At 53.6% G+C, this 12,414-nt stretch carries 13 protein-coding genes and 1 pseudogene; 9 read left to right on the forward strand and 5 right to left on the reverse strand.

The window, feature by feature from the left end:
• From HA51_RS19355 to HA51_RS19380, 6 genes and pseudogenes are all read left to right on the forward strand, one after another.
• Nucleotides 1-234 (forward strand): annotated as a pseudogene (locus tag HA51_RS19355) (electron transport complex subunit RsxC); the annotation flags it as partial.
• Nucleotides 235-1,293, forward strand: a complete 1,059-nt coding sequence (gene rsxD / locus HA51_RS19360; RefSeq protein WP_084936218.1) for an electron transport complex subunit RsxD — start codon at nucleotides 235-237, stop codon at nucleotides 1,291-1,293.
• A 2-nt stretch (nucleotides 1,294-1,295) separates the two neighbouring features.
• Nucleotides 1,296-1,928, forward strand: coding sequence for an electron transport complex subunit RsxG (gene rsxG / locus HA51_RS19365; protein WP_169718794.1), 633 nt, complete (start codon nucleotides 1,296-1,298; stop codon nucleotides 1,926-1,928).
• Entirely contained in the window at nucleotides 1,925-2,626 is a 702-nt protein-coding gene (locus tag HA51_RS19370) for an electron transport complex subunit E (RefSeq protein ID WP_084936220.1), read from the forward strand. Before rsxG ends, HA51_RS19370 begins: the two co-directional genes overlap by 4 nt.
• Nucleotides 2,623-3,258 (forward strand): endonuclease III, encoded by a 636-nt coding sequence (nth, locus tag HA51_RS19375; protein ID WP_084936221.1) that lies wholly within the window; start codon nucleotides 2,623-2,625, stop codon nucleotides 3,256-3,258. Before HA51_RS19370 ends, nth begins: the two co-directional genes overlap by 4 nt.
• 124 nt (nucleotides 3,259-3,382) lie before the next feature.
• Nucleotides 3,383-4,222, forward strand: a complete 840-nt coding sequence (locus tag HA51_RS19380) for a zinc-dependent alcohol dehydrogenase family protein (RefSeq protein ID WP_425435769.1) — start codon at nucleotides 3,383-3,385, stop codon at nucleotides 4,220-4,222.
• Between the two features lie 87 nt (nucleotides 4,223-4,309).
• Here the strand turns inward: HA51_RS19380 and HA51_RS19385 are convergent, their stop codons facing one another.
• On the reverse strand, nucleotides 4,310-5,008 hold the full coding sequence (locus HA51_RS19385; protein ID WP_084936222.1) for a CTP synthase C-terminal region-related (seleno)protein: 699 nt from the start codon (nucleotides 5,006-5,008) through the stop codon (nucleotides 4,310-4,312).
• 652 nt (nucleotides 5,009-5,660) lie between these two features.
• On the opposite strand from HA51_RS19385, the gene dtpA reads away from it, so the two are divergent.
• From dtpA to gstA, 3 genes are all read left to right on the forward strand, one after another.
• Nucleotides 5,661-7,166 carry a dipeptide/tripeptide permease DtpA gene (gene dtpA / locus HA51_RS19390; RefSeq protein ID WP_084936223.1) on the forward strand — a complete coding sequence of 502 codons (1,506 nt, stop codon included), beginning with the start codon at nucleotides 5,661-5,663 and terminating at the stop codon, nucleotides 7,164-7,166.
• 152 nt (nucleotides 7,167-7,318) lie between these two features.
• Entirely contained in the window at nucleotides 7,319-8,227 is a 909-nt protein-coding gene (locus HA51_RS19395) for a LysR family transcriptional regulator (protein WP_084936224.1), read from the forward strand.
• Nucleotides 8,228-8,300: 73 nt separating this feature from the next.
• On the forward strand, nucleotides 8,301-8,906 hold the full coding sequence (gstA, locus tag HA51_RS19400; protein WP_211282970.1) for a glutathione transferase GstA: 606 nt from the start codon (nucleotides 8,301-8,303) through the stop codon (nucleotides 8,904-8,906).
• Between the two features lie 177 nt (nucleotides 8,907-9,083).
• On the opposite strand, the gene pdxY is transcribed toward gstA, so the two are convergent.
• The 4 genes from pdxY to HA51_RS19420 all read right to left on the reverse strand — a co-directional run bounded on the left by pdxY (nucleotide 9,084) and on the right by HA51_RS19420 (nucleotide 12,413).
• Nucleotides 9,084-9,947, reverse strand: coding sequence for a pyridoxal kinase PdxY (pdxY, locus tag HA51_RS19405; RefSeq protein ID WP_211282971.1), 864 nt, complete (start codon nucleotides 9,945-9,947; stop codon nucleotides 9,084-9,086).
• A 51-nt stretch (nucleotides 9,948-9,998) separates the two neighbouring features.
• Nucleotides 9,999-11,273, reverse strand: a complete 1,275-nt coding sequence (gene tyrS / locus HA51_RS19410) for a tyrosine--tRNA ligase (RefSeq protein ID WP_084936227.1) — start codon at nucleotides 11,271-11,273, stop codon at nucleotides 9,999-10,001.
• Between the two features lie 139 nt (nucleotides 11,274-11,412).
• A complete protein-coding gene (pdxH, locus tag HA51_RS19415) occupies nucleotides 11,413-12,069 on the reverse strand; it encodes a pyridoxamine 5'-phosphate oxidase (protein WP_084936228.1) in 657 nt (218 codons plus the stop codon).
• Nucleotides 12,070-12,083: 14 nt separating this feature from the next.
• The gene (locus HA51_RS19420) at nucleotides 12,084-12,413 is read right to left on the reverse strand and encodes an MliC family protein (RefSeq protein WP_084936229.1); all 330 of its coding nucleotides are present in this window, start codon (nucleotides 12,411-12,413) and stop codon (nucleotides 12,084-12,086) included.
• Between the last annotated feature and the right edge of the window lies 1 nt (nucleotide 12,414).

The following is a 12,414-nucleotide window of genomic DNA, read 5'->3' on the forward strand; positions in this document are numbered from 1 at the left end:
GATCCGCGTAAAGCAGCGGTTGAAGCCGCCATTGCCCGTGCCAAAGCGAAGAAATCCGCTGCAGCCGCAGAACAAGCGCCTGAAGCTGCTGATGCAGCACCTGAATCATCTTCTCAAGTGGAGGCTGCTGCCTCTCCTGACTCCGCCGACCCACGCAAAGCAGCAATTGCTGCCGCGGTCGCCCGTGCCAAAGCGCGTAAAGCGCAGCAGCAGCCTTCGACGACTGAGGAATAAATGGCTTTTCGTATCGCAAGTTCTCCTTACACCCATAACCGCCGCAGCACCGGTAACATCATGCTGCTGGTGGTGCTGGCTGCGCTGCCGGGCATGGCCGCGCAATGGTATTTCTTTGCCGTGGGTTTTCTGATTCAGGTTTTGCTGGCGACCGCCACCGCATGGATCGCTGAAGGCGCCATTTTACGTCTGCGCAAAACACCGGTGGTTCCGACACTCTCTGACAATTCCGCCCTGCTCACCGCGCTGCTGCTGGGCATCAGTTTGCCGCCGCTGGCGCCCTGGTGGCTGGTGGTGATTGGCACCGTCTTTGCTATCGTGATCGCCAAACAGCTGTATGGCGGATTGGGGCAAAACCCTTTCAATCCGGCAATGGTGGGTTATGTCGTCCTGCTCATCTCCTTCCCGGTGCAGATGACCAGCTGGTTGCCGCCTGACAGCTTGCAAGCCATTAAACCTGGCCTGCTGGATTCACTCAGCATGGTTTTCACCAACCATACGCTGGCGGGTGAAACTATGCAGCAGTTGCAGCTTGGTGTTGATGGTGTCAGCCAGGCCACACCACTGGATACCTTCAAAACCGGCTTGCGTGCGGGGCACAGTGCAGAGCAGTTGCTGGCAGAGCCGATTTATACCGGTATGTTGGCCGGATTAGGCTGGCAGTGGATTAACCTCGGCTATTTGCTGGGTGGGATGCTGCTGCTGGCGAAGAATGCTATTCGCTGGCACATACCGGTCAGCTTCCTCGTATCGCTGGCATTCTGCGCGACCTTGGGTTGGTTGTTCTCTCCGGAATCGCTGAACTCGCCGCTGATTCATTTGTTCTCAGGTGCGACCATGCTCGGCGCGTTCTTTATCGCCACCGATCCGGTCACCGCCTCTACCACCAACCGTGGTCGCCTGGTTTACGGTGCACTGATTGGTTTGCTGGTGTGGCTGATTCGCAGTTTTGGGGGTTATCCAGACGGTGTGGCCTTTGCGGTTCTGCTGGCGAACATTTGTGTGCCGCTGATTGATTACTACACCCAGCCGCGCGTTTATGGCCATCGCAAGGATTAATGATGTTCGATGCTATTCGTAAAAACGCCGTGACGTTGGCGGCATTTGCAGTGATTACCACCGGCGTGACTGCAGTGGTGAACTATGTCACTAAGCCCACGGTGGAACATCAGACGGCACTACAGCAAAAAAACCTGCTCGATCAGGTGGTGCCCACCGATATGTACGACAATCACATTCAGCAAGAGTGTTTTCTGGTGACCGATGCGGCGGCGTTGGGTAATGACAAACCCCATCATCTCTATCTGGCGCGCAAAGGCGATCAACCTGTTGCAGCCGCGCTTGAGACTACCGCGCCAGACGGCTATTCTGGTGCGATTCAGATGCTGGTGGGTGCCGATTTCCATGGCAAAGTTCTGGGCGTGCGTGTGGTAGAACATCACGAAACACCGGGACTAGGCGATAAGATTGAGTTGCGTATTTCTGACTGGATCAACAGTTTTAACGGCAAAGTGGTTCACGGTGCCGACGATAAGAACTTTGCGGTGAAAAAAGATGGCGGTGAATTCGATCAATTTACCGGTGCGACCATTACACCCCGCGCAGTGGTTAACGCGACCAAGCGTACCGCCCTGCTGATTGAAACGTTGCCAGCGAAGCTCTCTTCGCTGCCTGAATGTGGAGATGCACCATGAGTGAAGCGAAAACCCTGCTGGTCGGCGGCCTTTGGAAAAATAACTCCGCATTAGTTCAGCTGCTTGGCCTGTGTCCATTATTGGCTGTGACGTCAACGGCCACCAATGCCCTTGGACTGGGACTGGCCACCACATTAGTCCTGACCATCACCAACAGCGCCATTTCTGCCTCGCGCCGCTGGGTGCCAGCAGAAATCCGTATTCCGATTTACGTCATGATCATCGCTTCAGTGGTGAGCTGTGTGCAGATGCTGATCAACGCTTACGCCTATGGTCTTTACCAGTCGCTGGGGATCTTCATCCCACTGATCGTGACCAACTGCATCGTCGTGGGTCGCGCGGAAGCCGTCGCGTCTAAAAGCAGCATCCCGCTTTCAGCGCTGGATGGCTTTGCGATTGGCATGGGTGCGACCTGTGCCATGGTGACGCTGGGTTCTATTCGTGAATTGATTGGCAGTGGCACCCTGTTCAACGGTGCCGACCAGCTGTTGGGCCCATGGGCTAAAGCGCTGCGTATTGAAGTCTTCCACTTTGATTCACCCATGCTGCTCGCCATGCTGCCGCCGGGTGCATTTATTGGCTTAGGTATGCTGCTGGCAGGCAAATACTTAATCGACCAGAAGATGAAACAACGCGCGGCGAATCGTGCTGCTGCGCCAGAGGCTGCACCGCAAGGTGAAACCGGGAATGCCGTGTGAATAAAGATAAGCGTCTGCAAATTCTTACGCGTTTGCGTGATGACAACCCGCATCCCACCACTGAACTCAACTTTAGCTCGCCATTCGAGCTATTGATTGCGGTGCTCCTTTCCGCGCAAGCAACGGATGTTAGCGTCAATAAAGCCACCGCAAAACTCTATCCTGTCGCCAATACGCCAGCCGCCGTGCTGGCGCTGGGCGTTGATGGGGTGAAAGAGTACATCAAGACCATCGGCCTGTTTAACAGCAAAGCTGAGAATGTGATTAAGACCTGTCGTATTCTCATCGAGCAGCATGGCGGTGAAGTGCCCGAAGATCGAGCGGCACTGGAAGCGCTGCCGGGCGTGGGACGTAAAACCGCGAATGTGGTGCTTAACACGGCTTTTGGCTGGCCAACGATTGCCGTCGATACCCATATCTTCCGTGTCAGCAACCGCACGCGCTTTGCGCCCGGCAAGAATGTGGAAGAGGTAGAAGATAAGCTGATTAAAGTGGTGCCATCTGCCTTCAAAGTCGATTGCCATCATTGGCTGATTTTACATGGCCGTTACACCTGTATCGCACGTAAACCACGCTGTGGCTCCTGCCTGATTGAAGATTTGTGTGAGTTTGACGCCAAAACTGACCTCTGATCCATCGCCGCGAGTGGAACCTAATCTGGCGCTCTGGTATCGGCAATTTGGCGATCCCGCTCAGGTACTCACGCTGGAATCCGCGCCCTTATCCCCTTGCGCCGATGATGTGTTGCGCGTGCAAATGCACTATTCCCCGATCAATGCTTCCGATCTGATCCCGATTACCGGTGCTTATCGTCATCGTGTTGCGCCGCCTCAGGTGGCGGGATATGAAGGCGTTGGCACCGTTGTTCAGGCGCCCTCCGCTTTCCAACACCTGTTGGGGAAACGCGTACTGCCATTACGTGGGATGGGATGTTGGCAGCGCTATGTCGATGTCAAAGCACCGTTAGCGATCCCCGTGCCGGATGACATCACAGGGACGCTGGCTGCTCGGGCTTATATCAATCCTTTGGCGGCGCTACTTATGCTGAAAACGTGGCCAGTGGCGGGGAAGAATGTCCTGATCACCGCCGGCGGATCCGCTTGCGCGTTGCTGCTGGCTCAGTGGGCACAATTACAGGGTGCGAACCGTGTAATTGTGGTGCATCGCTCGCCTGCGCATGCTGCAAGGTTACACGCCATGGGTTTGGATGCGGTGCTGGAATCTGCCGTTGACGCGATTCAGGCGCTCAGCGCCCATTCAGATGTGGTGTTCGATGCCGTGGGAGGGGATGTTGGGCAGCGCATTTGGCAAACGCTGCCGGAGCAGGCGCACTTCGTGGCTTACGGCGTGTTGAGTGGTAAACCTGTTCAGGTTAACGCGGCCCGCCCGCTGTTACATTGGTTCCATGTACGTCACACATTGGGTGATATCAGCGCAGCTGAGTGGCAGCAACTGTTCGCGGAAGTTTGGTCGTTGTTGCGCAGCAGTGATTGTGGCGAGGTAGAGATTTTTCCGCTGTCGGAGTGGCGCGCGGCCATTGAGACGTATCATCAGTCAGGACGCGCGCGTAAACCGCTGTTGTGTCTGGATGCGTAACAGCAGCGCCGGTGCTTCAAGTCACCTTCAAGGGCAACCCTGCGACGATACTGCTCAATTTCGTCGGGTGCGCACAGGCAAACCAGGTTAAGACTTTACGCTCGCTGCGGCCTGCAACCAGGCGACTACCAGCGGTGAAAGACGGTTTTGCAGCGCAGCACGTTCAGACTGGAACAGCGTTGCCACAAAGAACGGATGGTCGGTCAATTCAACCCCGCGAACGTCCCCTTCCACATCCCACGAGGTGATTTTTAGGTTCTGCGTCGCCAACGCGGCGCTAAATTCGGGATTAACACCGAAGTTACAGTGATACCCTTCGTCACTTTCTAAAGCACCATACGCCTGCGCAATGCGCGATCCCGGTTCGAACGTCACGGTGCCACGCTGCTCGACCAACGAACAGGCCAGCGGGGCAATCACCCAACGCCCATGTTTATCGGTTTCGGCATGTGCGGCGTCTTCCCATCCCAACGCATTTCGCGCGTATTCCACGACTGCGTATTGGAAACCTCCACAAGAACCCAGGAACGGTTTGTGGTGCTCACGCGCCCAGCGAATCGTCTCGAATACACCTGCGTCATTAAGGTATGGGCTGCCTGGTACCACCCAGATGGCGTCGTAATCCGCCATATTATGCTGTTGAATCTCTGGGGTAGCGATCCAGTCTGCGGTGACATCGAGTGAGAGGGACTTTGCGGCGAACTGTACTGCAGGAGGAATAGCTTGGTGCGCGACGGCACTGGCACGGTAATCGCCAATAAGGGCGACACGAACTGACTGCGTCATGGTTACGTCCTTTCAGGGAAAAAACGAGGTTACAGCAAACCTGGCGCACTGTCTAAACGGAATTTTAAGCTTTTAATCTCACTTTCGCTTACGCACATTTTGGTTAATGCCTGCGTTTTGTGCGGTCAAATATCCATCCACTTGGTGATTTACTCGACATACGTTGACCACGCAAACGTTTTCTTCTTTTACGACCGAAATTAATTCGTAATTTTGTGCGCAGGATCAACAAATTAGCCTTCTGGAAACTTCCTATTGCTTATTACGCTCAATAATCAACCCATTATGCTTAGAATACCATCAAGCGTGGGCTTAATATTGGTATAAATAATCATCTACAGCGTTATATTCTGCAAAAGGCACCACAAGCGGTTTATATCAGGAAAATGATCCCGAAGATCTCCATCTGCTATGTTTATTCTGATATAATCCCACCCAGCAATATTTAACACTGATTTAGATCTTCTTATAACGGCATTAACCCTACCTGTTACAAGTATTTCAGCGTGCAGAAAATGCTTGCCCTGATGGCCTGATTCAGCCAAATTAGGCGCCGTTTTTCCTTTCTAATAAAAATGTTGCGCGGGATTACCCCACCCGACGCAGACTTAATTCCTGTCGCAAAACAGGCTATGTATAAACTGAGGTACACGTGTCAACTGCAAACAAACACACTGACGAGGCAGTAAGCCTCAACGCGTTCAAGCAACCGAAAGCGTTTTATCTGATCTTCTCCATCGAACTGTGGGAGCGTTTTGGCTTCTATGGTCTCCAGGCCATCATGGCGGTTTACCTGGTGAAACAACTGGGGATGACCGAAGCAGACTCCATTACCCTGTTCACCTCGTTCAGCGCATTGGTCTACGGTATGGTTGCCATCGGCGGCTGGTTGGGCGACAAAGTGCTCGGCACTAAACGCGTGATCGTTCTCGGCGTGATGGTGCTGGCTTTGGGTTATGCACTGATTACCTTCTCTGGCCACGACACCGCCATGGTCTATGCGGGTATGGCCACCATTGCTGTCGGTAGTGGTTTATTCAAGGCAAACCCATCTTCTCTGCTGTCTACCTGCTATGAGAAAGACGATCCGCGTATCGACGGTGCCTTCACCATGTTCTATATGTCGATCAACATCGGTTCGCTGTTCTCCATGATGCTGACGCCATGGCTGGCTGCCCACTACGGTTGGGGCGCTGCGTTCTCGCTGTCGGTCGTCGGTCTGGTGATCACGCTGCTGAACTTCCTGTTCTGCCAGCGTATGGTTAAAAACTACGGTTCTAAACCCGACTTCGCACCGCTCCACGTAGGTAAACTGCTGATGACGCTGGTCGGCGTGGTTGCCTTGATTGCCATCGCAGCTTGGTTACTGCATCACCAGAGCATCGCGCGTATGGCGCTGGGTGTGATTGCCATCGGTATTGTGCTGGTGTTCGCGAAAGAAGCATTCGCAATGCAGGGTGCTGCACGTCGTAAAATGATCGTCGCCTTCCTGCTGATGCTGGAAGCGATTGTGTTTTTCGTGCTGTACATGCAGATGCCGACCTCTTTGAACTTCTTCGCCATCCGTAACGTTGAACATGCCATCCTGGGCATCACTTTTGAGCCAGAGCAGTTCCAGGCGCTGAACCCGTTCTGGATCATGCTGGCCAGCCCAATTCTTGCTGCGGTCTATAACAAACTGGGCGACAAACTGCCTATGCCGCATAAGTTTGCGATTGGTATGGTGCTGTGCTCGGCTGCGTTCCTGGTGTTGCCGTTCGGTGCCAAATTCGCCAACGATGCTGGCATCGTTTCCGTGAACTGGCTGATCATCAGTTATGCGCTGCAGAGTGTGGGCGAATTAATGATCTCTGGCCTTGGTTTAGCGATGGTGGCCCAGTTAGTGCCACAACGTCTGATGGGCTTCATCATGGGTTCTTGGTTCCTCACCACCGCTGGCGCAGCGATGATTGCCGGTAAAGTGGCTAACCTGATGGCCGTACCGAATGATGTGACCGATCCCCACGCTTCACTGGCCGTTTACAGCCATGTGTTCCAGCAGATTGGTATTGCGACCGGTGCCATCGCCATCCTGATGCTGATCACCGCGCCACTGCTTAACCGCATGACGCAGAGTGATGCGCAGACTGAACTGAAAAGCGTTAACGCGAATCAGTAACGTCTTCGATTAAAATTAAGCCGGGTTCGCCCGGCTTTTTCTTTTCCTCGCTTTTTCTTCCACCTTCTTTAACGTTTCCTGCTGTCAAAGCTTCGCTTTTTAAGCTCTTACCCGCATGATGGCGGCTCCCTGTTCATCCTGCTGGAATCACCATGGACCGATTTGAAGAGCTACAAGTATTTGTCGCGGTGATTCAGCAAGGCAGCATGGCAGGCGCAGCCCGTCTACTACAGCGTTCCCCTCCCGTCATTACCCGCACGCTGAGTGCTTTAGAGACGCGCTTCGGCACGACATTAATTGAACGTACCACTCGGCAACTGGCCCCCACTGAAGCCGGCTGGCAGCTGTTTGAGCAGGCGCAGCAACTCTTAAGCGATTATCAGCATGCGATGGACAGCGCGCACCATAGCGGCCTACAAGGGCTGCTGCGTATTACCGCGCCCGTCCCCTTTGGTCGGCGACACGTGATGCCGCTGGTCAATGCCTTCTTGCAGCAGCATCCCGACATGCAAATTGAAGTGGTGCTAAGTGATAGCTACCAGGATCTGATTGAAAATGGCCTGGATATTGCGCTGCGCATTGGCGAGTTACAGGATTCCTCGATGGTGGCGCGCAAAGTGGGCAGTGTCCGTTCTACCTTGGTGGCCAGCCCTGACTATTTGCAACGCGCAGGTGTGCCCTCGCATCCAGCAGACCTCCACCAACATGTGGTGATCACCAGCCTACGCCATACCCGTGAATGGCGCTTTGCTCAGGATTTGCGGGTGCGCATTTTGCCACGTCTGCGCGTCAATGATATTGAAAGCCAGCTGGAAACCTTACGCGGCGGCCAGGGGATTGGCCGCTTGCTGTCATACCAGGTGATTGATGATCTACAGGACGGGAAACTGATCCGATTATTACCCGAGTGGGAACCCGCACCGTTACCGGTGCAGCTGGTCACACAGCGAGTCAAAAACATGACGCCAAAGGTGCGTCAGTTCTGGGATTTTGCACTCGATCAGTTGCCATCGCTCCCCTGTTTTGCTGAAGAAAAACGCAATGCAGACCGGAATTCCTGATCGCTGTCACTGGTAAAAATTTTTAGCAGATTTATGCTGTTTCGATCACAACAACACTTCAGGAGAAGCCATGATGAAACTCTATTGCAAGCCCGGTGCCTGTTCCCTGTCACCGCATATCGTTGCGCGTGAATGCGGACTGGATTTTACGCAGGTGAATGTCGATCTGCAGAAAAAGGTCACCGAGCAGGGAGAGGATTACTGGCAGATTAACCCGAAAGGACAAGTTCCCGCCCTGCAGTTTGATGATGGTAGTTTGCTGACTGAAGGCGTTGCTATCGTGCAATATCTGGCAGATCTCAAACCAGACCGCAATTTGCTGGCACCGACGGGCAGTTTGACACGCTATCACACGCTGGAATGGCTGAGCTTTGTCAGCAGCGAGTTACACAAAACCTTCTCACCGCTGTTCCGCCCGGACACGCCAGAAGAGTACAAAGCCATTGTGCGCGCACAGCTTGAGAAAAAATATCAGGCGGTAAATGACGTGCTTCAGGACAAACAGTGGCTGATGGGTCTGCGCTATACCGTGGCCGATGTCTATCTGTTTGTGGTGACGCGTTGGGCGAAAGCCATCAAGCTGGATTTGAGCGGACTGGACGCGTTAGAAGCTTGGTTTAATCGCGTGGCTGAACGTCCTGCGGTGCAGGCCGCACTGAAGGCCGAAGGGTTGAACTGAGTGCAAAAAAGGCGGCCAAAAGCCGTTCACTTAAGCTAATAAGTGCGTATTTAACCCGGAATGCATGAATGCGTACCCTACGAAAACCGCACCGAAAACTGTAGGGTCGCCATTCATGGCGACTAAAAAACGCACTTAAGTGAATAATATTAGGCCAAGTGCCGCCCTTTTATACCGTTACAGTTTCTCAGCGGCAAAATACTGAGTCGGCTGGGCAATCGCATCCTGCGCTGCCACCAATTGCAACTCATACTCACCCATCTCGTGGGTTTTTAGCATCACTTCATACACCGCCGCCGTTATGTGCTCCAGCGCGTCTTGCAGTGATTTACCGTGCAGCAAATCCACTAACAGCAGACCACTGGTCAAATCGCCCACGCCGACCGGTTGGCGTACGCCAAAATCCACCAGCGGACGGCTGATGTGCCAGCACTCATCGGCGGTAACTAACAGCATCTCAAAGCGATCGCTGCGACGTCCAGCACGGGCTAAGTGTTTCACCAGCACCACTTTAGGGCCTTGTGCCACCAATGCGCGTGCTGCGACAACGGCCTGCTCAACGTTCGCCACTTCATGGCCGCTGAGCATTTCCAGTTCTAACAGATTGGGCGCGATGATATCGCTCGCAGGCATCGCCATCTTGCAATGAAACTCCGCAACACCCGGGGCCACAATACACCCCTTCTCAGGATGGCCCATCACCGGATCGCAGAAGAACCAAGCGTTCGGGTTGGCGGCTTTCACCAGACGCACGATCTCCAGAATCTGCTCGCCCTGTTCAGCAGAACCTAAATAGCCGCTCAGCACCGCATCACAGGTCTTCAGACGGTCGATGGCCGCAATACCTTTAACGATATCCGTCAAATGGGTTGCGGGCATCACGGTTCCGGTCCAGTGGCCATACTGCGTGTGGTTAGAGAACTGTACGGTATTTAACGGCCAAACGTTTGCGCCCATACGACGCATCGGAAATTCGGCGGCGCTGTTACCGGCGTGGCCATAAACCACATGAGATTGGATTGCGAGGATATTTTTCATTATTGCCCTGTACTGCCTTGCCATAAAAAAGGGCCGGAAACCGGCCCTCGAACCTTACTGCCAGTTAATCAGGCAGTAGTGTTTTTTACCGCGACGCAACAGCGTAAAGCGACCAAACAGTTTGTCACTCTCGCTGAAACGATACTCGGCGTCAGATTGTTTTTCACCGTTAAGCGAAACGGCGTTTGAACCGATCATGGTGCGTGCCTGACCGCGTGAAGGCACCAGCTCAGCCGCGACCAGCGCCTGCTGCAGATCATCTTCGGCGTTCAGATTGATCACCGGCATACCGTCCTGCGCCAGTTGCTCGAAGTCCGCTTCGGTCATCTCCGTCAGGCTGCCCGAAAACAGGCTGTCAGTGATACGTTTAGCGGCCGTCAGACCGGCTTCGCCGTGAACCAGACGGGTGACTAACTCTGCCAGCACATATTGCGCGCGTGGCGCTTTACCGCTGTTCTTGTCTTCTTCTTCCAGCGCATTGATCTCTTCAATGCTCATGAAGGTGAAGAACTTCAGGAAGCGATAGACGTCAGCATCTGCGGTATTAATCCAGAACTGGTAGAACTTGTACGGGCTGGTTTTCTTGGCATCAAGCCACACCGCGCCACCTTCGGTTTTACCGAATTTGGTGCCATCTGATTTAGTGATTAGGGGAACGGTTAAGCCCCAAGCCTGCTGCTGATGCAGGCGACGAGTCAGATCAATACCTGAGGTGATGTTACCCCACTGGTCGGAACCGCCAATCTGCAGCACCACATCGTGACGCTTGTTCAGTTCAGCGAAATCGTAACCCTGCAGCAAGTTGTAAGAAAACTCGGTGTAGGAGATGCCCTGATCTTCACGGTTTAAACGCTGCTTGACCGCTTCACGGTTGATCATCTGGTTTACAGAGAAGTGTTTACCGATGTCACGCAGGAAGGTCAGCACGTTCATGCCACCAAACCAGTCGTAGTTGTTCGCGGCAATGGCACTGTTATCGCCGCAGTCGAAGCTCAGGAAAGGTGCAACCTGGTTGCGGATTTTTTCGACCCATTCGCCTACGGTATCAGCGGTGTTGAGTTTACGTTCTGCTGCTTTAAAGCTGGGATCGCCAATCAGACCGGTGGCACCACCCACCAGCGCGACCGGCTTGTGTCCGGCGTCCTGAAAACGTTTCAGGCAGAGCAGCGGCACCAGATGGCCCAAGTGCAAGCTATCAGCGGTCGGATCGAAGCCGCAATAGAGTGCAATTGGCCCTTGCGCCAGTCGCTCTGCTAACGCTTCCTCATCCGTTACCTGGGCGACTAAGCCCCTTTCTTGCAATTGTTGTATCAGGTTACTGCTGGTCATCACTGACTCCAAATTGATCAGACTGCACCTAGGCTGGTACACAGCTTTCCGCTGAGATGCGGATACGAAAAAAAAGAGGGCTATAGCATAAAGCGCTGGCGCCAACTGCGCCAGCGTTTGAAGGGGGTAAAACGCAGTTTTACGGCGCTAAACGGTCAATCGACCAACCATTGCCGTCTCGTTGATAGAGGAAGCGATCGTGCAGACGATGTTCGCCTCCCTGCCAGAACTCCACGGTGTGGAATTTGACGCGATATCCACCCCAGAAACTGGGTAACGGCACCTCACCTTGCTGGAATTTCTGTTTTAACTCGAGGAACTTGCCTTCCAGTACACCGCGTGCCGAAATACGGCTCGACTGCTTCGACACCCAAGCGCCAATCTGGCTATCACGTGGACGACTGCTGAAGTATTTCAGTACTTCCAGTGGCGACAGTTTTTCCACTTCTCCTAACACCATCACCTGACGTTCAAGATAATGCCAAGGAAAGTGCAGCGAGATGCGCGGATTGTCAGCCAGCTGCAGCGCTTTGCGGCTGCCGAGATTGGTATAAAACACCATTCCCTGCTCGTCATAGTGTTTGAGCAACACAATACGCTGATAAGGCTGTCCACTGCTGTCCACTGTAGCGACCGTCATCGCCGTGGGATCCGGCAATTGCGCATCACACGCCTGCTTCAACCACTGTTCAAACAGTGCCAGAGGATTGTCTGGCAGATCATTACGTCGCAGCCCGCCACGGGTGTACTCACGGCGCAAATGGGCAATATTTTGCAAGCTGTCACTGTCGCTCATGCTGATTCTCTTGGTTACTGGGCGGACGCATCCGCGTTTTGCAATTCACAGTCATTAATTACGATTTTATCATTACGCTCAACAAAGGCACCGTGACCTTTCGACCAGAAGACATAGGTTCCGTCACTGTAACGTGCGCCTGAGGCCGAAACGGTTTGCGTCAGCGTTAACGGTTTACCATCTAGAATAAAGCTGACCTGCTGCTTCGCATTGTCGAGCGTGACGGTCAGCGGCAATGTGCCGCACTGATAGCGTAATGTTTGTGGGGTCTGTTCCTGTTTATGCAGCATACCGCAGCCACTTAACATCACCAGACTTCCCAACAAAATAACCACTTTTTTCATG

The sequence above is a fragment of the Pantoea rwandensis genome, assembly GCF_002095475.1.
Lineage (GTDB): Bacteria > Pseudomonadota > Gammaproteobacteria > Enterobacterales > Enterobacteriaceae > Pantoea > Pantoea rwandensis.

Coding starts and splice junctions, on each gene's coding strand:
- rsxD (WP_084936218.1), top strand. CDS start 235: ATGGCTTTTCGTATCGCAAGTTCTCCTTACACCCATAACCGCCGCAGC.
- rsxG (WP_169718794.1), top strand. CDS start 1,296: ATGTTCGATGCTATTCGTAAAAACGCCGTGACGTTGGCGGCATTTGCA.
- HA51_RS19370 (WP_084936220.1), top strand. CDS start 1,925: ATGAGTGAAGCGAAAACCCTGCTGGTCGGCGGCCTTTGGAAAAATAAC.
- HA51_RS19380 (WP_425435769.1), top strand. CDS start 3,383: ATGCACTATTCCCCGATCAATGCTTCCGATCTGATCCCGATTACCGGT.
- HA51_RS19385 (WP_084936222.1), bottom strand. CDS start 5,008: ATGACGCAGTCAGTTCGTGTCGCCCTTATTGGCGATTACCGTGCCAGT.
- HA51_RS19395 (WP_084936224.1), top strand. CDS start 7,319: ATGGACCGATTTGAAGAGCTACAAGTATTTGTCGCGGTGATTCAGCAA.
- gstA (WP_211282970.1), top strand. CDS start 8,301: ATGAAACTCTATTGCAAGCCCGGTGCCTGTTCCCTGTCACCGCATATC.
- tyrS (WP_084936227.1), bottom strand. CDS start 11,273: ATGACCAGCAGTAACCTGATACAACAATTGCAAGAAAGGGGCTTAGTC.
- pdxH (WP_084936228.1), bottom strand. CDS start 12,069: ATGAGCGACAGTGACAGCTTGCAAAATATTGCCCATTTGCGCCGTGAG.
- HA51_RS19420 (WP_084936229.1), bottom strand. CDS start 12,413: ATGAAAAAAGTGGTTATTTTGTTGGGAAGTCTGGTGATGTTAAGTGGC.